Raw genomic sequence first — 19357 nt, forward strand, 5'->3', positions numbered from 1 at the left:
CGCTGCGGCATCTGTTCGCGGCGGGCCGCGGCTGCACTCCGCGTGAGGATTGCATCGCTTCATCCGCTCTTTCGGAATCGTCTAAAGCGCCTCCCGTAAAGTTTGTCCTTCGGCTGGAGGTTGCGCGGCTTGGTGTCGGTCGGCATGCCATCGCTCATGCCGTAAGAAAAACGTGCTTGCGGGTGCGGGAAGGCATCCGCCATTACCTGGCAGAAATGCAAAAAAGCCCGCGAAATCACGGGCCTAGGTGTGTTTTACCGCCAGCGGATGCCGGCCGGTGCCGGACGCCGGATCATTCCCACTCGATCGTCGCCGGCGGCTTCCCCGACACATCATAGACAACGCGATTGATCCCCCGCACCTCGTTGATGACCCGGTTCGACACTCGCCCAAGCAACGCATACGGCAGATGCGCCCAATGCGCGGTCATGAAGTCGGTGGTTTGCACCGCGCGCAGCGCGGCCACGTAATCGTAAGTGCGGCCATCGCCCATTACGCCGACCGATTTCACCGGCAAGAACACCGCAAACGCCTGACTCGTCAGGTCATACCAACTCTTGCCGACCTGCTCCGGCGTGCACAGACCCGCGGCGGCATCCTGCCCGGCCGCCTTCGTCGCGCGCAGTTCTTCGATGAAAATCGCGTCCGCGCGGCGCAGCAAGTCCGCATACTCGCGCTTGACCTCCCCGAGAATCCGCACGCCCAGGCCCGGCCCCGGGAACGGATGCCGATATACCATCTCGTGCGGCAAGCCGAGCGCAACGCCGAGTTCGCGCACCTCGTCCTTGAACAGGTCGCGCAGCGGCTCGAGCAGCTTGAGGCCGAGCGTCTCGGGCAGGCCGCCGACGTTGTGATGACTCTTGATCGTGGTCGCCTTCTTTGTCTTCGCGCCGCCCGATTCGATCACGTCCGGATAGATCGTTCCTTGCGCGAGCCACTTCGCGTTGGACAGCTTCTTCGCCTCGGCCTGGAACACTTCGACGAACTCGCGGCCGATGATCTTGCGCTTTTGCTCCGGATCGGCGACGCCCGCGAGATGACCGAGAAACTGCTCGGATGCATCGACGTGCACGACCTTCGCATGCAAGCGCCCTTCGAACATATCGAGCACCATCTTGCCCTCATTCAGGCGCAGCAAGCCGTGATCGACGAACACGCAAGTAAGCTGATCGCCGATCGCGCGATGAATCAGCGCCGCGGCAACGCTCGAATCGACGCCGCCCGACAAGCCGAGAATCACTTCCTCATCGCCGACTTGCTCGCGAATCCGTGCGACCGCTTCGTCGATGTGGTCGCGCATGATCCAGTCGGGCTTCGCGCCTGCGATGTCGAGCACGAAGCGCTCGAGTATCTTGCGGCCCTGCACCGTGTGCGTGACTTCCGGGTGGAATTGCACCGCGTAGTAACCGCGCGCCTCGTCGGCCATGCCAGCGACCGGGCAGCTCGGCGTCGATGCCATCAGCTTGAAGCCCTCGGGCATCCCGGTGACCTTGTCGCCGTGGCTCATCCACACCTTCAGCATCCCGTGGCCCTGCTCCGTGCGGAAATCCTCGATGCCGTCGAGCAGGCGCGTGTGGCCATGCGCGCGCATTTCCGCATAACCGAATTCGCGATGATCGCTCCACTCGACCTTGCCGCCCAATTGCACCGCCATCGTCTGCATGCCGTAGCAAATGCCGAGCACGGGTACGCCCAGTTCCCACACCGCCTGCGGCGCGCGCAGTTGCTGATCCTCATATGTGCTCGCATGGCTGCCCGACAGGATCACACCCTTCGGCGCGAACTCGCGCACGAATTCGTCGGACACGTCATTCGGATGAATTTCACAGTAGACATGCGCTTCGCGCACGCGCCGCGCGATCAGTTGAGTGACTTGCGAACCGAAGTCGAGAATCAGGATTTTGTCGTGCATGGCAGCGGACTGGAAAAAGAACTAGAAAATATGAAAAGCAGCGCCCGAGGCGCTGCATCAAAACGAATGTCGAAGTCGGACTGCGGCGCGCGGCCAGGCTGGACTAGCCGAAGCCGCCCGCTCACGGTCGAGACGGCGGCTGCGCCGCATCGCCGTCGCCGTTCGCATCGGCGGCGCCCTGCGCCGCGCCCGGCGATGCCGGATCGGCTGCGCCCGCGCGTGTCGCCGCCTGCGCTCCGGAAAGCGTCTGGGTTGCAGCGCTCTCGCGCGACAACACACTCGGCTCGCTACGCCCCACGCGCGACGAAACCGGAGCCGGTTCAGCCGGCTGCTTGAGCGCCGCACGCGCATCGGCCGCCTGCGTCTTCTCGCGCCGCCGCACCGCGGCTGCGAGCCGCACGCCGCCGAGCCCGAGCGCGAGCAGCACGACGCCCGCCACCACCGATACGAACTGTCCGAATGCCGACAACTGCGGCGAACGCAGCGCCAGCAGCCAGACGAGCATGACAACGCCCGTCAGCCAACCGACATGGCCGACCGCGCGCGCCACGCCGGCGGTCAAATCGCCATTGAAGGCCGCATGCGCGGACAGCCACGCCAACCCGAGCAGCGCGATGCCAAACGCCTGCCCGAGCATCGCGGGATCGACGGTGACCAGTTGCAGCGCGTCGTACAACGCTTTCCACGGCGTCAGCACGAACAGCAGGCCGAACGCGGCGAACAGCAACGCATCGATGACGAGAACAGCGCGCAGCAACGGTTTCATCGGCGATCAGTCCACGTGATAGTTAGGCGCTTCCTTGGTGATCTGCACGTCGTGCACATGCGATTCGCGCATGCCCGCCGCGGTGATCTGAACGAACTCGGCCTTGTCGTGCAACTCGGCAATCGTCTTGCAGCCGCAGTAGCCCATGCTCGCGCGCACGCCGCCGATCAACTGGAAGATGATCGCGTTAACCGAGCCCTTGTACGCGACGCGGCCCTCGATGCCTTCCGGCACGAGCTTGTCGATATTCGCGGAATTGTCCTGGAAGTAGCGGTCGGCCGCGCCGTCCTTCATCGCGCCGACGGAACCCATGCCGCGATACGACTTGTACTGGCGGCCCTGGTACAGGAACACGTCGCCCGGCGCCTCCTCGGTGCCGGCGAACATGCTGCCCATCATCACCGCGTTCGCGCCCGCGGCGAGCGCCTTCGACACGTCGCCCGAGAAGCGGATGCCGCCGTCGGCGATGCACGGCACGCCCGAGCCCTTCAGCGCATCGGACACGTTCGCGATCGCGCTGATTTGCGGCACGCCTACGCCCGCGACGATGCGCGTCGTGCAGATCGAGCCGGGGCCGATGCCGACCTTCACCGCGTCCGCGCCATATTCGACGAGCGCCTTCGCGGCCGCCGCGGTGGCGATATTGCCGCCGATCACCTCGACTCCAGGGAAGTTCTGCTTGACCCAGCGCACCCGCTCGAGCACGCCTTTGCTGTGACCATGCGCGGTATCGACGACGATCACGTCGACGCCCGCCTGCACGAGCAGCTCGACGCGCTCTTCATTGTCGGGGCCGACGCCGACCGCCGCGCCGACGCGCAGCTTGCCGTGTTCGTCCTTGCACGCGTCCGGGTGCTCAGTCTGCTTCGTGATGTCCTTGACCGTCATCAGGCCGCGCAGTTCGAACGCGTCGTTGACGACCAGCACGCGCTCGAGGCGGTGGCTGTGCATCAGCGCCTTCGCGTCGGCGAGCGGCGTGCCCTCCTTGACCGTCACGAGCCGCTCGCGCGGCGTCATGATCGACTTGACCGGCTCATCGAGGCGGGTTTCGAAACGCAGGTCGCGGTTCGTCACGATGCCGACGAGCTTCGTGCCCTCGACGACCGGAAACCCCGAAATGCCGTGCTGGCGCGACAGCGCGATCACGTCGCGCACCTTCATGCCGGGCGGCACCGTGATCGGATCGCGCACGACGCCCGATTCAAAGCGCTTGACCTTCGCGACTTCGCGAGCCTGCTCGAGCGGCGTCAGATTCTTGTGAACGATGCCGACGCCGCCTTGCTGCGCCATCGCGATCGCCAGACGACCTTCGGTGACCGTGTCCATCGCGGCGGACACGAGCGGCATGTTCAGGGAAATGTTGCGGGTCAGCTGAGTCTTGAGGCTGGTGTCGCGCGGCAGAACGTCGGAGAACGCCGGGACGAGGAGCACGTCATCGAACGTGAGTGCTTTTTGGATCAGACGCATGGCAAATCCTATAGGCGCAAAACCGAATTATACGCGATGCCCGGCCGATTTTCACAACACGAACAACGGCTTAGCGTTTTCGCGATGCGTGCCGGCGAGCCGCGTTCGATTCCGGCTTCGAGTCGTTTTCGATCCGGTTTCGTTTTCGCAGTCCGCGCGCGAGTCAAACGTCGCGCCGGCGCGCGTCGGTCCGCGAATGCAGAATCGAACAAGACGCACGCATCGCGCATGGATAAGATGCGCGCTCGTCACCTTTTTCGGAGAGCTTGGAATGCGGCGCGGCGTGGCTTATGGCGTATTGGCGGGAGCCTTGTGGGGCACGGTGTTCCTCGTGCCGAGGCTGTTGCCCGATTTCTCGCCGCTCCTGTTGAGCGCCGGACGCTACGCGATGTACGGCCTGGTGTCGCTCGCGGCCGCGCTGCCCGCCGCACGCTCGCTGCTTGCGCGGCTCACGCGCGGCGATATCGTCGCGCTCGCGAAGCTCGCGCTGGTCGGCAACGTCGCATACTACATGCTGCTGTCGGCCTCAGTGCATCTGATCGGCATCGCGCCGAGTTCGCTGATCGTCGGGGTGCTGCCCGTCACCGTGACGCTCGCGGGCCTGTCCGACGGCGGCGCGATGCCGCTCAAGCGCCTCGCCGCGCCGCTCGCGCTGGTGATCGCGGGTATCGCGTGCATCAATGTCGATCTCTTCACGTCGCAGGCCGCGCACGCGACGACGCTCGCGCACAAGCTCGCCGGCATCGCTTGCGCGACCGGCGCGCTTGCAAGCTGGACCTGGTACGCGGTTGCGAACACGCGCTACCTGCAGCGTCACCATCGCTTCAACGGCAACGAATGGTCGGTGCTGTGGGGCGTCGTGACGGGGCTGATCGGCATACTGATCTGGCTTGCTGTGGCGGCACTGCCAAACGGCGTCGATGCCGTGCAGGCAGCCCTGCCCGCCGGGCGCTGGCAGCTGTTCTGGCTGCTCAATCTCGGGCTTGCGATCGGCGCGTCGTGGCTGGGCAACGGGCTCTGGAACGCCGCGTCGAAGCGGCTGCCGCTTACGCTGTCCGGCCAGTTGATCGTGTTCGAGACCGTCTTCGCGCTCGCCTACGGTTTCGTCTACGATCACCGGCTGCCGCGCGCGCTCGAAATCGCGGCGCTCGCGCTCCTGCTTGCTGGCGTCTATGGTGCGGTGCGCCGGCACGGCGACGGCCACGGCGGCGCTCGCGCGAACGAGCCGGGCCTGAACGCGAATCTGCCCGCGCATTGAGCGAGCCGCGCCGCCGTGCGGGAAAACCGCGCGCGGCGGCTCCGCTATCGCGCGCCACACACGTTTTACCGGCGGCCGCGACGGCCATGTGCGCAGCGTGTTCGCCGCACGCGCCCGCAGAGGCGTCACCGGATCCGGATCACGCTGCCCGAACCAACCTGATTTCCGGGAGGAAACGGCATCCCTTCTTCAGCGCGAATCCTTCGGCAGCCACTTGCGGCCCTCGATCGAGCCTTCCCGCCGCGTCTTGTCGACACGACGCTGACGCGCGAGCTTCGGATCGACGATGAGCGGCCGGTAAATCTCGACGCGATCGCCTTGCGCAACCGGCGCATCGAGCGGCGCGAGCTTGCCGAAGATGCCCGTTTTCAGCTTCGCGAGATCGATTTCCGGGTGCCGCGCGAGCACGCCGCTTGCTTCGATCGTGTCGCGCACACTCGCTCCGGCGGGCACATCGACGGTGACGAGCGTTTGCCGCTCGGGCAACGCATAGCAGACCTGAACCTTCGGCATGCGGATCACCCCTTGCCGTAGCGCTGATCGGCGCGCTTCACGAACGAATCGACGAACGTGTTCGCGATGTGCGTAAACACCGGGCCGATGAGCTTCTCGAGGATGATGCTCGAAAATTCATAGTGCAACACGAACTCGATCTTGCACGCGTCCGCACGCAGCGGTGTGAAGCGCCAGTAACCGGTGAACTTGCGAAACGGGCCGTCGGCGAACTCCATGTCGATGCGGGTAGGCCGCTGCTGCGTATTGCGGGTCGCAAAATGCTGACGGATGCCCTTGAAGTTGATATCGATGCGCGCCTCCATCCCCGTTTCATCCTTCCGGCGAATCTCGACGCCGCCGCACCACGGCAGGAAGTTCGGGTAATCGGCGACATCGGTAACGAGGTCGAACATCTGCTCCACCGAATGGCGGATCAATACGGTTTTCTGAACATCTGCCATAAATCGCGGCGTCGCTAAGGTAAACGCGCAAGCCGGGCCAATGCCGGCTTGCTTTGCTAGAATCGTAATTTTAGACGAGTTGGCCATTTCCCTTCATGAGCATCATCGACAATAGAAAAGCGTTCTTCGATTACCACATCGAAGAACGCTATGAAGCGGGGCTCGTGCTCGAAGGGTGGGAGGTCAAGGCACTGCGCGCGGGGCGCGGACAGATCAAGGAAGGCTACGTGGTCGTGAAGAACGCGGAAATCTTCCTGATCGGCACGCACATCAGCCCGCTGCCCGAAGCCTCGACGCACATCAAGCCCGATCCGGTGCGCACCCGCAAGCTGCTGCTGCACCGCGACGAGATCAAGAAACTGATCGGCAAGGTCGAGCAGCGCGGCTATACGCTCGTGCCGCTGAACTTCCACTACAAGGGCGGCCGCGTGAAGTGCGAGATCGGCCTCGCAAAAGGCAAGAAATTGCACGATAAGCGCGAGGCCGAGAAGAAGCGCGACTGGGAGCGCGAGAAGGCGCGCATCCTGCGCTCCGCAGCTTAAACCGCGGCATTTTGCCGCAGCCGTGGGGTTAAACCGGAAGAAGACGGCGGCGCCCGTTCAGGCCAGGCCGGCTTGCCTGGCTGCGTCGGCCGCCAGCAACGCCGCCCGGCACTGCCGCATACCGGCGGCACAATCATGACGGCGAGCTTTCACTACCTTCGCCCGCAGCCCGTCCCGACCGGCAACGCCGCGCCGACCATGCCGAATCGACCGGCATAAGCTGTCCGCAGCTCGCCGCTCACACGCCAATCCCGCAGGCATACTCGCGCCGGCGGCGCAGCGTCGTCCGCCTCAAGCCGTGCCATCCGGGCCGCCCCTGCCGGGCTTCACCGTCCCCGGCGCCTCGCCGGGCGCGCCGCGGCTCACGATCGTCAGCGCCGACGCAATCGCCGAACTCAGATCCGCCAGATTCGACGGCACGATCAGCGCATTGCCCGCCTTCGCGAGATTGCCGAACGCGCCGACATACTGCTCAGCGACTTTCAGATTCACCGCGTCCATCCCGCCCGGCGCCTGGAGCGCCTGCGCGATCTTCTGAATCGCCTGCGCGTTCGCGTCGGCCACGGCCAGAATCGCCGCCGCCTGGCCCTGCGCCTGGTTGATCGCCGCCTGCCGCTCGCCCTCGGATTTTTGGATCGCCGCCTCGCGCGCGCCCGACGCAAGATTGATTTGCTCTTGCCGACGCCCCTCCGATGCCGCGACGAGCGCACGCTTCTCGCGCTCCGCCGTGATCTGCGCTTGCATCGCGTGCAGGATTTCCTTCGGCGGCGTCAAATCTTTGATCTCATAGCGCAGCACCTTGACGCCCCAGTTTGACGCCGCCTCGTCGAGCGCGGACACGATGCTGTGATTGATGAAATCGCGCTCCTCGAACGTTTTGTCAAGTTCGAGCTTGCCGATCACCGAACGCAGCGTGGTCTGCGCGAGCTGCGTGATCGCCAGCACGAAGTTGCTCGAGCCATACGATGCCTTCATCGGATCGGTGACCTGAAAATACAGCACGCCGTCGACCTGCAACTGCGTGTTGTCGCGCGTGATGCAAACCTGGCTCGGCACATCGAGCGGAATTTCCTTGAGCACGTGCCGGTACGCAATCCGGTCGACGAACGGCAGCACGATGTTCAACCCCGGCGACAGCGTCGCGTGATAGCGGCCGAAGCGCTCGAGCACCCATGCATGCTGCTGCGGCACGATCTTCACGGTCTGCGACACGATCACGAATGCGATGACGAGCAGCACCACCCAGACAATCAGCGAATCCATGAAATTGGTCCTCCTGGCTGGAATAGGATTGGGATGGAATGTGAACCGGTGCGGGCGAGCCTGACGGAAATCGCCCGCCGCCGTCAGGCCGGCGCTTTTGCCGCGACGACCAGGCAGTTGCCGCGTACCGCGCGCACCTCGTAGCGGTGCGCGTCGTCGCGCTCGCCGTCGGCGAGCACCACGTCCCATTGCGCGCCGCGATACTGGACGCGCGCGCGCCGATCACGCCATTGCTCGACGACAAGCGTCGCGCCGATGTCGATATTGACGTCGGGATTCGCCGATGCGTCGCGCCGCTGCCGGCGGCCAAGCCCCGAGCGCCTGAGCGCGAACACGGCGGCGAGCGCGACGAACGCGGCGGCCGCGATCTGCCATTGCACGGGCGCGCCCGCGAGATGCGCGATGGCGCCCGCGAGAAAGCCGAGCGCGATCATCAGCAGGTAGAACGTGCCTGTCAGCAATTCAGCAACGGCGAACACGCCCACACCGATCCACCACCATCCGTGCGCGAACACCATCGCTCCTCCTGCCAGTGCGGCTCATATGAAAACACCCCGGTACATTACCGGGGTGTTTATAGCATGAAACTTACAAACAGCCTTCAAATCGACGGAAATCCGATCGCGCCCACCGAAACGGCGCGATGATTTCGCTCGGCTGTTTGCGCGTTACTGTTTCGCCGCCAGCGCCTGCCACGTATCGATAACCGTGTCCGGGTTCAGCGAAATCGACGCAATACCTTCTTCGGCGAGCCATTTCGCGAAATCCGGGTGATCGGACGGCCCTTGTCCGCAAATGCCGACATACTTGCCGAGCTTGCGGCACGTGCTGATTGCCCGCTTCAGCATGAATTTCACGGCCGGATCGCGCTCGTCGAAATCGACGGCGAGCAGCTCCATGCCGGAGTCACGGTCCAGGCCGAGCGTGAGCTGCGTGAGGTCGTTCGAGCCGATCGAAAAACCGTCGAAATGCTGCAGAAACTCTTCGGCCAGAATCGCGTTCGACGGCACCTCGCACATCATGATCAGGCGCAGGCCGTTTTCGCCCCGCTTCAGGCCGAACTTCGCAAGCAGTTCGACGACGCGCTCGGCCTGCTTCACCGTGCGCACGAACGGCACCATGATTTCGACGTTCGCAAGCCCCATGTCGTCACGCACCCGCTTGAGCGCCAAGCATTCCATCTCGAACGCCTGCGCGAAATCGTCGGCGACGTAGCGCGACGCGCCACGGAAGCCGAGCATCGGATTTTCCTCGTCCGGCTCATAGCGCGAGCCACCGATCAGCTTCTTGTACTCGTTCGACTTGAAGTCGGACAGGCGCACGATCACGGGCTTCGGATAGAACGCCGCGGCGATCGTCGCGATGCCTTCCGTCAGCTTGTCGACATAGAACGCGCGCGGCGACGCGTGGCCGCGCGCGACGCTCTCGACCGCCTTTTTCAGATCGGCATCGACGTTCGGATACTCGAGAATCGCCTTCGGATGCACGCCGATGTTGTTGTTGATGATGAACTCGAGGCGCGCAAGGCCCACGCCCGCGTTCGGCAACTGCGAGAAATCGAAGGCGAGCTGCGGATTGCCGACGTTCATCATGATCTTGACGGGCAGCGCCGGCAACTCGCCGCGCTGCACCTCGGACACCTCGGTCTCGAGCAGGCCATCGTAAATCTTGCCTTCGTCGCCTTCCGCGCACGATACCGTGACGAGCGCGCCATCCTTCAGCACGTCGGTCGCATCTCCACAACCGACGACGGCCGGCACGCCGAGTTCGCGCGCGATGATCGCCGCATGGCAGGTACGCCCGCCGCGGTTCGTGACGATCGCCGACGCGCGCTTCATCACCGGCTCCCAGTTCGGATCGGTCATATCGGCGACGAGCACGTCGCCCGGCTGCACGCGCTCCATCTCGGACGGATCGTGAATCACGCGCACCGGCCCCGCGCCGATCTTCTGGCCGATCGCGCGGCCCGTCGCCAGCACCTGCGACTGGCCCTTCAGCTTGAAGCGCTGCTCGGCCTTGCCGTTCGCCTGGCTCTTCACCGTTTCCGGACGCGCCTGCAGAATGAAGATCTTGCCGTCGCGGCCGTCCTTGCCCCACTCGATGTCCATCGGACGCTGATAGTGCTTCTCGATGATCACCGCGTACTTCGCGAGTTCGATCACGTCCTCGTCGGTGATCGAGTAGCGGTTGCGCTGCTCATGCGGCACATCGACCGTTTTCACGCGGCCCGGCTCGCCCGGCTGCGTAAACTCCATCTTGATCAGCTTCGAGCCGATCGAGCGACGAATGATCGGGTATTTGTCCTGCGCGAGCGTGGTCTTGAACACATAGAACTCGTCCGGGTTCACCGCCCCCTGCACGACCGTCTCGCCCAGGCCGTAGCTCGACGTGATGAACACGGCGTCCTTGAAGCCGGACTCGGTATCGATCGTAAACATCACGCCGGCCGCGCCGACATCCGAGCGCACCATGCGCTGCACCCCGGCGGACAACGCAACCTCGGCATGCGTGAAGCCCTTATGCACCCGGTACGAGATCGCGCGGTCGTTATAGAGCGACGCGAACACGTGCTTCATGCGATCGAGCACGTCTTCGATACCGACGACGTTCAGATACGATTCCTGCTGCCCGGCGAACGATGCGTCCGGCAAATCCTCGGCCGTCGCGGACGAGCGCACGGCAAACGACAATTCGCCCGGCGAGCTGTTCTTCAGGGTTTCGAAATGCGCACGGATCTCATCTGCGAGACGCGACTGCAGCGGCGCATCGACGATCCATTGGCGGATTTCCGCGCCCGCTTCGGCGAGCGCCTTCACGTCGTCGACATCGAGCGACTCGAGACGCTGCGCAATGCGTTCGGTCAGGTTGTTGTGCTTGAGGAAATCGCGAAACGCGAGCGCCGTCGTTGCGAAACCGGTGGGCACGCGCACGCCTGCCTCGGCCAATTGGCTGATCATCTCGCCAAGCGACGCGTTCTTGCCGCCGACGATCTCGACATCGGTCATTCGCAACTGCTCGAACGGAATTACATACGCCTGATCCTTTGCGACGTTTGCTGCGTTAGTCATACAAGCCCCTAAGTGGAAAAAATGCTCGATCGTGCAAACGGGCTCGGACGCGCCCTGCCTGCAAAAAAGCGGGCGCGCATTGCACAACCTGTCGGATAAGCCTTCGCGGTAGCCCGGACGACGCCGGACGAATTTGTAAAAAATCCCGGCAGAAAGGCGAAAAAGCAGACAAATCGCCGAATTTGCCGGGATTTCTCAACAGAACGCGGCATCAAACCGCGCGCCGGACCGCAAGGGCTTATCCAACAGGTTGACGGTATTCTACCGTGCCGTTTGCGCAATGTGGCGCATGGGGCCCGCATTGGTGCTCTAGCGCGCAGTGTCGCCCCCCAACCCGCGGGGTTTTCCGCTTGGCCGCGCGCGGCGCCTGCCGCACCGACGCCGGCGGGACCGCGGCACGACGGTCAGCGCACACCCGGCGCGCCGTCAATCAGCACGTAGCCGCGGCTGCGTCCGCCGTTATCGGAATCGGGCGTATTCATCGCCGCGTACAGATCGGCCGTCTTCACCCAGACGGGCGGATATTTGTAACGGGACACGTCGAGGATCAAAAACCGGTCGGTCCCGGCATCGTAGGCGGCGAGCGGCGAGATATGGCCACCCGTCTGCTGGCCGAGCCGGCTGCGCAGATAGTTGACCAGCACATAATGCCCCGGCCGGCTGAACGCAGCGACAGCTTCGTCGCGGAACGCGTCGGCCGAGGCGTCCGACGCATGGCGCACCGCGCCGGCAAGCCCCAGCGCATTCGCGATCGCGCCGAGCTGATCGAGCGTCATTCCGCGCTGTTCGATTAGCACGCGCGGGCGGATCTGCTCGGTTGCGTCGTTGAGCACGTTATCCTGCGTGAAATAGTGAAAAGGCGGATATTCGGCCGCCGCGGGCGCCGGCACGCGCAGCGCGTTCAATACCATCACGAGCGACGCGACGCCGCAAAAACTCTCGGTCTTCTGCGTGACGAATTGATTGCCGAGCGGCACATAGGCGCTGCGCGCGGCACTCCTGGCCAGCAAATGCTCGCCGGCCGCGCTGCCGAGATCGATCAGCCCCGGCGGCAGCGGCAAGCTTTGCGCATGCGCGATCGCGCCAATCGCGGCCATCGCGCAGACAGCGAACCTATTTCGCATCGTTCGAATCATCGGCCCTCTCCCGTTATCGGTAATCCGCCTGCGGCACGCGCAAGCGTCAACGTCAGCCGCCCGGCATGGCCGGGCCGTCGTAGCATACGTGAAAGCCGGCGCACGCGCCGCCGCGCGCGGGACGGCCATGCACGCCCGACGCTCACGCGCGGCCGGGCCCGCACACCACCCGGCGCGTGCCCTTGCTAGAATGGCCGCTTCCCGGCCGCGGCCGGCCGGCAATACTCGCTCGACGCAACGACCCATGCTACCCACCGTTTTCATCGTCTCCGACGGCACCGGGATCACCGCCGAAACCTTCGCGCATTCGATCCTGTCCCAGTTCGACCAGAAATTCCGGCTCGTCCGCGTGCCGTTCATCGACTCGGTCGAGAAAGCCTATACGGCCGTCGAGAAGATCAACGACGCCGCGCAGCACGACGGACGCCGCCCGATCGTGTTCACGACGCTCGTCGACGGCGAATCGAACGAGACCGTCAAGCGCTCGAACGCGCTCGTGCTCGACATGTTCCAGCGCTTTGTCGAACCGCTCGAGCAGGAGTTGCAGCTCAAGTCGAGCCACGCGATGGGGCGCGTCCATCAGAACGCGGACACCGAGGAGTACAAGACGCGCATCGAGGCGATCAATTTCTCGCTCGCGCACGACGACGGCCAGTCGAACCGCAATCTCGCCGACGCCGACGTGATCCTGATCGGCGTTTCGCGCAGCGGCAAAACGCCGACGAGCCTGTATCTCGCGATGCAGTACGGCGTGAAGGCCGCGAACTATCCGCTGATTCCGGAGGATTTCGAGCGCGGCAGGCTGCCGACGCCGCTTCATCCGCATCGCAGCAAGCTATTCGGGCTGTCGATCGATCCGCAGCGGCTGTCCGAGATTCGTAACGAGCGCCGGCCGGGCAGCAAGTATGCGGCGCCCGAGAACTGCCGCTACGAGATCAACGAGGCGGAAGCGATGATGCGGCGCGAAGGAGTCAAGTGGCTGTCGTCGACGCACAAGTCGATCGAGGAAATCGCGACGACGATCCTGCAGGAAATCAAGCTCGAGCGGCAATCATACTGAAGCTGAGCGGCATCGGAGGCGCTCCGGCGACGCGAGCCGCGCGGCTTGGCGCCGCGCCGATCCGCGTAAAACCACGCCAAGCGATGCCACGCCGGCCGCGTCACGCGCCACGCACGCGCTGCTGCCGACATTGTTCGAACAGACAAACGGCCGCCGCCGCCGCGACATTCAGCGATTCCATGCCGCCCGGCTGCGGAATCGTCACGCGAAGCGCCTGCGCTTGCCGCCAGCGGGCCGACACGCCCGCGCCTTCGTTGCCGAATACCCATGCAAGCGGCCCCGACAAATCGCAGTCGTCGAGCGCACGCGCGCCGTGCGAATCGGTCAACGCGATCGGGATCGCGAGCCGCCCGATCAGCACGTCGGCGTCGATACCCTCGTGAATATCGAGCAGAAAATGCGCGCCCATCGCCGAACGCAGCACCTTGGGCGACCACGCGTAAGCCGTCCCGGGCGCGCAAAACACCTGCGTCACGCCGGCGGCCGCCGCGCTGCGCAGGATCGAGCCGACATTGCCCGCATCCTGCACGCCGTCGAGTACGACCGATGTGCGCTCGATTCGCTCGGGCAACGCCGGCGTGGGCCGCGCGACGAGCAGCAGCACGCCGATCCCGTTGACGACGTCCGACAGTTGCCCGAACAGCGTGTCGGGCAGCGTGACAAGCCGCGCGGGATCGATCCGCCCGGCGATCGCCCGCGCCTGCGGATGCGCGAGTGCGCCTTCAGTGATGACCGCAAGCTCGGGTTGACCGAGCGCGTCCAGATAGGCGGCGGCCAGATGCAACCCTTCAAGAAGCGCGTGGCCGCCGCGCCGCAATTGGTGGGCCGAGCCCGCCAGCGCCTTCAGGCGCTTGTACAGCGGGTTGTCGCGCGAAGTGATCGCTTTCATCGGCTGGAATCGAGCGCCGCCGCGCGCACCGGCGCGAACGAGCGGCGATGATGCTCGCACGGCCCGTGCTCGCGCAGCGCGGCGAGATGCTGCGGCGTGCCATAGCCAGCGTGCGCGTTGAAACCGTACATCGGGAAGCGCTCGTGCAAATCGGCGAGCATCCGGTCGCGCGTGACTTTCGCGAGAATCGACGCGGCCGAGATGCTCGGCACGAGCGCATCGCCGCCGACGATCGCGACGCTGCGCACCGCGAGCGTCGGGCACCGATTGCCGTCGATCTTCGCAAGCGTCGGCGTGAGCGCGAGCCCTTCGACCGCGCGCTTCATCGCAAGCATCGTCGCATGCAGGATGTTGAGCGTATCGATCTCGTCGACGCTCGCCGACGCGACGCAATACGCGCGCGCATGCGCGACGATCTCGTGATAAAGCCGCTCGCGCTTTTTCGCGGACAGCGCCTTCGAATCGTCGAGCCCTTCGATCGGGCGCATGGGATCGAGAATCACCGCGGCCGCGACGACCGGGCCAGCCAGCGGCCCCCGCCCTGCCTCGTCGACGCCGCAGACGATCTCGTCGGGCGCATCGAAGATGAGCGCCGGTTGATCCGCGCCGGCTCGGGTGCTGCGAGGGTTTCGCGTCGTCGCCATCAGCGCGGCTTCCTGCTGTCGATCACGCGCGCGACCGCCTCGGCCGCGCGCGCCGCGGTGTTCTGCCGCAACGTGTAATGCATGTCGGTAAAGATTTCGGTCAGGGTCCGGCGGTTCGCGTCGTCGCGCAACTGCGTGAGCGTCGCATCGGCAAGCGCCTGCGGCGTGGCGAAATGCTGGAGCAACTCGGGCACGACGAAGCGGCCCGCGAGAATGTTCGGCAGGCCGACATAGGGCAGATAACCCTGGCGGCGCATGATCTGGCCGGTCAGCCACGGCACCTTGTACGAGATCACCATCGGCTTTTTGAGCAACGCCGCTTCAAGCGTCACCGTGCCGCTTTTCACGAGAAGCGCGTCGGCGGCGGTCATCGCAACCTGCGCGCGGCCCTCCGTCAGCGTGACGGAAAGCTGCGGATGCGCGTCGACGAGCGGCTGCAGCAGCGTGCGCAACATCGGCGTGGCGGCCGGCACGACGAAACGCAAAGCCGGCTCGCGCTGCTGCATCAGTGCCATCGCGTCGAAAAACGTCGGCCCGATCAGCTCGATCTCCGAGCGGCGGCTGCCCGGCAGCACCGCGACTATGGGGCCGCTTTCCGGCAGGCCGAGCGCGATTCGCGCGCCGTGCATATCGGGCTCGAGCGGAATTTCGTCGGCGAGCGGATGGCCGACGAACGTCGCCGCGACGCCCGCCTTCTCAAGCAACTCGGGCTCGAACGGAAACAGGCACAGCATATGGTCGACGGCCTTGACGATCTTCTTGATCCGGCCGCCGCGCCAAGCCCAGATCGACGGACAGACGAAATGGATCGTCGGAATGCCCGCGCCGCGCAACGCATGCTCGAGACCGAAATTGAAATCGGGCGCATCGATGCCGATAAACGCGTCGGGCGGCTCGGCGAGCAACTGCCGCTTCAATTCGCCGCGAATGCGCAGAATCTCGGGAATGTGCTTGAGCGCCTCCACGTAACCGCGCACCGCAAGCTTTTCCATCGGCCAATGCGCATCGAACCCGGCCGCCATCATCCGCGGCCCGCCGATTCCGTAATAACGGGACGACGCCGGAAGCCGCGTATGCAGCCCTTCGAGCAGCGACGCGCCGAGCAGATCGCCCGACGGCTCGCCAGCGGCGAGCGCGAGGCGCAGCGACGAGGTGGGTTGGAACGCCATTGCGTCAGCGAATGATGCCGCGCTGCGACGTCTCGACGAAATCGACGAGCGCCTTCACGGCCGCGTCGCCGTCGCCGCCCGCTTGCGAGAGTTCGCGCAACTGGACTTTCGCGTCGTCGAGCGACAGACCGTTCTTGTACAGCAGCCGATAGGCGCTTCTCAGCGCGGAAATCGCATCCGGCGAGAAGCCGCGGCGACGCAGCCCCTCGACATTGATGCCATGCGGCTCGGCCTTGTTGCCCGCCGCGATCACGAACGGCGGCACATCCTGCACGAGCGCCGATGCGCCGCCCAGCATCGAATGCGCGCCGATCCGCACGAATTGGTGAACGCCCGACATCCCGCCGACGATCGCCCAATCGCCGATCTGCACGTGGCCGGCCATCTGCGCGTTGCTCGACAGGATCACGTGGCTGCCGACCCGGCAGTCGTGCCCGATGTGCACGTAGGCCATGATCCAATTGTCGTCGCCAAGCGTCGTGACGCCGGCATCCTGCACGGTGCCCGTGTGAATCGTCGTGAATTCGCGGATCGTGTTGCGATCGCCGATCACGAGCCGCGTCGGCTCGCCCTGATACTTCATGTCCTGCGGACGACCGCCGACCGACGCGTAATGGCCGATGCGATTGTCCTCGCCGATCGTCGTATGGCCTTCGATCACGCTGTGCGAACCGATCGTGGTCCGCGCGCCGATCGTCACGTTCGGCCCGATGATCGCATACGGGCCGATTTCGACCGTTTCGTCGATCTGCGCGCCCGGCTCGACGATCGCCGTGGGGTGAATCCTGCTCATGCGCCGTTGCCTCTCAATGTGTAAGTCGCGTTGCGTTGCCGTGCGGCATGCGTCGGGCGGCGTTCAGGGGGCCGAGTCGGCCGCCTTGACGGTACACATCAGTTCGGCTTCCGCCGCGACCTTGCCGTCCACTTCCGCGACCGACTTGAACTTCCAGATACCGCGGATGTAGCGTTCGAACGTGACGTTCAAAATCAACTGGTCGCCCGGCTCGACGACCCGCTTGAAGCGCGCGCCGTCGATACCGACGAAGTAGTACAGCGTATTTTCCGCGTTGCGCTGCTCTTCCTCGGCGAACGTCAGGAGCGCCGCCGCCTGCGCGAGCGCTTCGATAATCAGCACGCCCGGCATCACCGGTCGCGACGGAAAATGCCCTTGGAAGAACGGTTCGTTGATCGAAACGTTCTTGATCGCTTTGATGGACTTGTGCGGTTCGAGTTCGAGCACGCGATCGACGAGCAGGATCGGATAGCGATGCGGCAGCAGCGAGAGAATCTTGTGGATGTCGAAATTGATTTTTTCAGTACTCATAGTGGTTCGTCTCACGCAATGCCTGCGCGGTGATGAATGCGGATGCGGGCCGCGTCTGAAGAGGCGGCCCGCGGTTCAGTCGACCGGCCGGGGCGGCACCCTGCGCGCCCGGTCGACGCCGTGCTATGCGCCGATGTCGTTACCTCGGGCGGCGCTATCCTGTTCAATGTGTTCCCGTGCGGCCAGCGCGGTTTCGAGCGCCTTGATCCGATCGCGCAACTTGTCGAGGTTGCGCACGAGCGCCGCACTTTTGTTCCAGTCGCCGTGCTCGACGGCAGGAAACGCACTTGTGTAGATGCCCGCTTTCGGCAACGATTTCGACACGCCCGATTTCGCGGTGACGATCACGCCATCGCCCAGCGTCACATGCCCGGCAATGCCGACCGCGCCGCCGATCATGCAATGGCGGCCGATCGTCGTGCTGCCCGCGATGCCCGCGCAGCCGGCGATCACCGTGTACGCGCCGATCCGGCAGTTGTGGCCGATCTGCACGAGATTGTCGATCTTCACGCATTCGTCGATGACGGTATCGGCCATCGCGCCGCGGTCGATCGTCGTATTCGCGCCGATCTCGACGTCCGCACCGACGGTCACGCCGCCGACTTGCGGAATCTTCACCCACGCCCCGGTGCGCGCGTCGCCGTCGCCGACGAAATCCGGCGCAAAGCCGAAGCCGTCCGAGCCGATCACCGCGCCCGAGTGGACGATCGCGCGAGCGCCCAGCACGCAGCCGTGATAGACCGTGACGTTCGGGTACAAATGCGAATCGTCGCCGATCCGTGTACCGCGTCCGACGAACACGTTTGCGTCGAGCACCACGCGCTCGCCGATCACCGCGCCCGCCTCGACCGTCGCGTGCGGGCCGATCACTGCGCTCGCCGCGACCTGCGCGGCCGGATCGACGCTCGCGCTCGGATGCACGCCCGCTGCACGCTGTGGCGCCGCGAGATCAATGAACATCTGCGCGACACGTGCGAAATAGGCATACGGATTCGCCGTCACGATGAAATTGCGGCCGTTCGCGGCCGCACCGAGTTTCTCGAGATCGCGCGGCGCGATCAGCACCGCGCCTGCACCGGTCGCCTCGACCTGCGCCAGATACTTCGGATTGGCAAGAAACGCGAGCTGCTTCGGGCCCGCCTGATCAAGCGGAGCAAGGGAGCCGACTTCCTGTCGGCCGTCGCCGACGATCTCGCCGCCAAATCGCGCGACGAGCGCCTCGAGCGTCAATGCCATGACCCCGCGCTCCTTAATTCGATCCGGCCGACGGCGATGCAAGCGCCTTCAACACCTTGTCGGTGATATCGATGCGCGGACTCACGTAGACCGCTTCCTGCACGATCAGATCGTAGTTCTGCTGCTCGGCGATCTGCTTGATCACCTTGTTCGCGCGATCAAGCACCGCCGCGAGTTCCTCATTGCGGCGCTGGTTCAGATCCTCGCGGAATTCGCGTTGCTTGCGCTGGAAATCGGTGTCGAGCTGTGCGAGATCGCGCTGCTTCTGCGCACGGTCGTTCGCCGACAGCGACGAGCTGTTCTTGTCGAGCGCGTCGGATATCGATTTCAGACGAGCGGCCATGTCCTGCAAATCTTTGTCGCGCTTCGCAAACTCGGCTTCGAGCTTGGTCTGCGCGGCCTTCGCGGGCGCCGACTCGCGCAGGATCCGATCCGAGTTGACAGCAGCAATGCGCGCAACGTCCTGCGCATGCGCAAGCGACACGCCGAGCGCAGCGACGAGCGCCAGCGCGCCCATCAGTCGTTTCGAAAACTTAGCGGTTAGCAAGATTACCCTCTCGATACTTGTAGTCAGTCTGATCCGATCAGAACGCTGTTCCGATCTGGAACTGGAATTTCTGATACTGGTCGCCGGTATGCTTCTGCAGCGGGAAGCCCAAACTCAGCT

19 protein-coding genes and 1 pseudogene are annotated in these 19357 nt (G+C 64.8%); 3 read left to right on the forward strand and 17 right to left on the reverse strand.

Going from position 1 to position 19357, the window contains the following annotated elements; genetic code table 11:
* Nucleotides 1-292: 292 nt before the first annotated feature.
* The 3 genes from guaA to guaB form a co-directional block, all read right to left on the reverse strand.
* Nucleotides 293-1912, reverse strand: coding sequence for a glutamine-hydrolyzing GMP synthase (gene guaA / locus BSIN_RS02465; RefSeq protein ID WP_089339407.1), 1620 nt, complete (start codon nucleotides 1910-1912; stop codon nucleotides 293-295).
* Between the two features lie 121 nt (nucleotides 1913-2033).
* Complete coding sequence (locus BSIN_RS02470; protein ID WP_089339408.1) at nucleotides 2034-2678, reverse strand: hypothetical protein; 645 nt, start codon at nucleotides 2676-2678, stop codon at nucleotides 2034-2036.
* A 6-nt stretch (nucleotides 2679-2684) separates the two neighbouring features.
* Nucleotides 2685-4145: an IMP dehydrogenase gene (guaB, locus tag BSIN_RS02475; RefSeq protein WP_059513509.1), complete on the reverse strand. Its 1461-nt coding sequence runs from the start codon at nucleotides 4143-4145 to the stop codon at nucleotides 2685-2687.
* Between the two features lie 271 nt (nucleotides 4146-4416).
* Between guaB and BSIN_RS02485 the strand changes: the two genes are divergently transcribed.
* Nucleotides 4417-5403, forward strand: coding sequence for a DMT family transporter (locus BSIN_RS02485; protein ID WP_089339410.1), 987 nt, complete (start codon nucleotides 4417-4419; stop codon nucleotides 5401-5403).
* Nucleotides 5404-5592: 189 nt separating this feature from the next.
* On the opposite strand, the gene BSIN_RS02490 is transcribed toward BSIN_RS02485, so the two are convergent.
* Together BSIN_RS02490 and BSIN_RS02495 are read right to left on the reverse strand one after the other, a co-directional pair.
* A complete protein-coding gene (locus tag BSIN_RS02490) occupies nucleotides 5593-5916 on the reverse strand; it encodes an RnfH family protein (RefSeq protein ID WP_089339411.1) in 324 nt (107 codons plus the stop codon).
* A gap of 5 nt (nucleotides 5917-5921) precedes the next feature.
* Nucleotides 5922-6359, reverse strand: coding sequence for a type II toxin-antitoxin system RatA family toxin (locus tag BSIN_RS02495; protein WP_059513513.1), 438 nt, complete (start codon nucleotides 6357-6359; stop codon nucleotides 5922-5924).
* A 95-nt stretch (nucleotides 6360-6454) separates the two neighbouring features.
* Between BSIN_RS02495 and smpB the strand changes: the two genes are divergently transcribed.
* Nucleotides 6455-6901 carry an SsrA-binding protein SmpB gene (smpB, locus tag BSIN_RS02500; protein WP_059513515.1) on the forward strand — a complete coding sequence of 149 codons (447 nt, stop codon included), beginning with the start codon at nucleotides 6455-6457 and terminating at the stop codon, nucleotides 6899-6901.
* Nucleotides 6902-7192: 291 nt separating this feature from the next.
* Here smpB and BSIN_RS02505 read toward each other — a convergent pair whose 3' ends face one another.
* From BSIN_RS02505 to BSIN_RS02520, 4 genes and pseudogenes are all read right to left on the reverse strand, one after another.
* A complete protein-coding gene (locus tag BSIN_RS02505) occupies nucleotides 7193-8164 on the reverse strand; it encodes an SPFH domain-containing protein (RefSeq protein ID WP_089339412.1) in 972 nt (323 codons plus the stop codon).
* 83 nt (nucleotides 8165-8247) lie between these two features.
* Nucleotides 8248-8682 (reverse strand): NfeD family protein, encoded by a 435-nt coding sequence (locus BSIN_RS02510; RefSeq protein ID WP_059513518.1) that lies wholly within the window; start codon nucleotides 8680-8682, stop codon nucleotides 8248-8250.
* A gap of 150 nt (nucleotides 8683-8832) precedes the next feature.
* Nucleotides 8833-11232, reverse strand: coding sequence for a phosphoenolpyruvate synthase (ppsA, locus tag BSIN_RS02515; protein ID WP_089339413.1), 2400 nt, complete (start codon nucleotides 11230-11232; stop codon nucleotides 8833-8835).
* Between the two features lie 404 nt (nucleotides 11233-11636).
* Nucleotides 11637-12332 (reverse strand): annotated as a pseudogene (locus BSIN_RS02520) (phytochelatin synthase family protein); the annotation flags it as partial.
* Nucleotides 12333-12612: 280 nt separating this feature from the next.
* Here BSIN_RS02520 and ppsR point away from each other — a divergent pair.
* Nucleotides 12613-13428: a posphoenolpyruvate synthetase regulatory kinase/phosphorylase PpsR gene (gene ppsR, locus BSIN_RS02525; protein ID WP_059513524.1), complete on the forward strand. Its 816-nt coding sequence runs from the start codon at nucleotides 12613-12615 to the stop codon at nucleotides 13426-13428.
* 100 nt (nucleotides 13429-13528) lie between these two features.
* On the opposite strand, the gene BSIN_RS02530 is transcribed toward ppsR, so the two are convergent.
* The 8 genes from BSIN_RS02530 to BSIN_RS26710 form a co-directional block, all read right to left on the reverse strand.
* A complete protein-coding gene (locus BSIN_RS02530; RefSeq protein WP_089339414.1) occupies nucleotides 13529-14317 on the reverse strand; it encodes a TrmH family RNA methyltransferase in 789 nt (262 codons plus the stop codon).
* Nucleotides 14314-14961 (reverse strand): ribonuclease HII, encoded by a 648-nt coding sequence (gene rnhB, locus BSIN_RS02535; RefSeq protein WP_059513528.1) that lies wholly within the window; start codon nucleotides 14959-14961, stop codon nucleotides 14314-14316. Before rnhB ends, BSIN_RS02530 begins: the two co-directional genes overlap by 4 nt.
* Complete coding sequence (gene lpxB / locus BSIN_RS02540; protein ID WP_059513529.1) at nucleotides 14961-16130, reverse strand: lipid-A-disaccharide synthase; 1170 nt, start codon at nucleotides 16128-16130, stop codon at nucleotides 14961-14963. Before lpxB ends, rnhB begins: the two co-directional genes overlap by 1 nt.
* Before the next feature lie 4 nt (nucleotides 16131-16134).
* Nucleotides 16135-16923: an acyl-ACP--UDP-N-acetylglucosamine O-acyltransferase gene (lpxA, locus tag BSIN_RS02545; protein ID WP_059513531.1), complete on the reverse strand. Its 789-nt coding sequence runs from the start codon at nucleotides 16921-16923 to the stop codon at nucleotides 16135-16137.
* Nucleotides 16924-16986: 63 nt separating this feature from the next.
* Nucleotides 16987-17454, reverse strand: a complete 468-nt coding sequence (gene fabZ, locus BSIN_RS02550; RefSeq protein WP_059513534.1) for a 3-hydroxyacyl-ACP dehydratase FabZ — start codon at nucleotides 17452-17454, stop codon at nucleotides 16987-16989.
* A 123-nt stretch (nucleotides 17455-17577) separates the two neighbouring features.
* A complete protein-coding gene (gene lpxD / locus BSIN_RS02555) occupies nucleotides 17578-18690 on the reverse strand; it encodes a UDP-3-O-(3-hydroxymyristoyl)glucosamine N-acyltransferase (protein ID WP_089339415.1) in 1113 nt (370 codons plus the stop codon).
* A 13-nt stretch (nucleotides 18691-18703) separates the two neighbouring features.
* Nucleotides 18704-19207 (reverse strand): OmpH/Skp family outer membrane protein, encoded by a 504-nt coding sequence (locus BSIN_RS02560; RefSeq protein ID WP_059513538.1) that lies wholly within the window; start codon nucleotides 19205-19207, stop codon nucleotides 18704-18706.
* 67 nt (nucleotides 19208-19274) lie between these two features.
* Nucleotides 19275-19357, reverse strand: an 83-nt coding sequence (locus tag BSIN_RS26710; RefSeq protein ID WP_143757286.1) for a BamA/TamA family outer membrane protein, incomplete at its 5' end; no start/stop codon positions are given.

Source organism: Burkholderia singularis, from assembly GCF_900176645.1.
GTDB lineage: Bacteria > Pseudomonadota > Gammaproteobacteria > Burkholderiales > Burkholderiaceae > Burkholderia > Burkholderia singularis.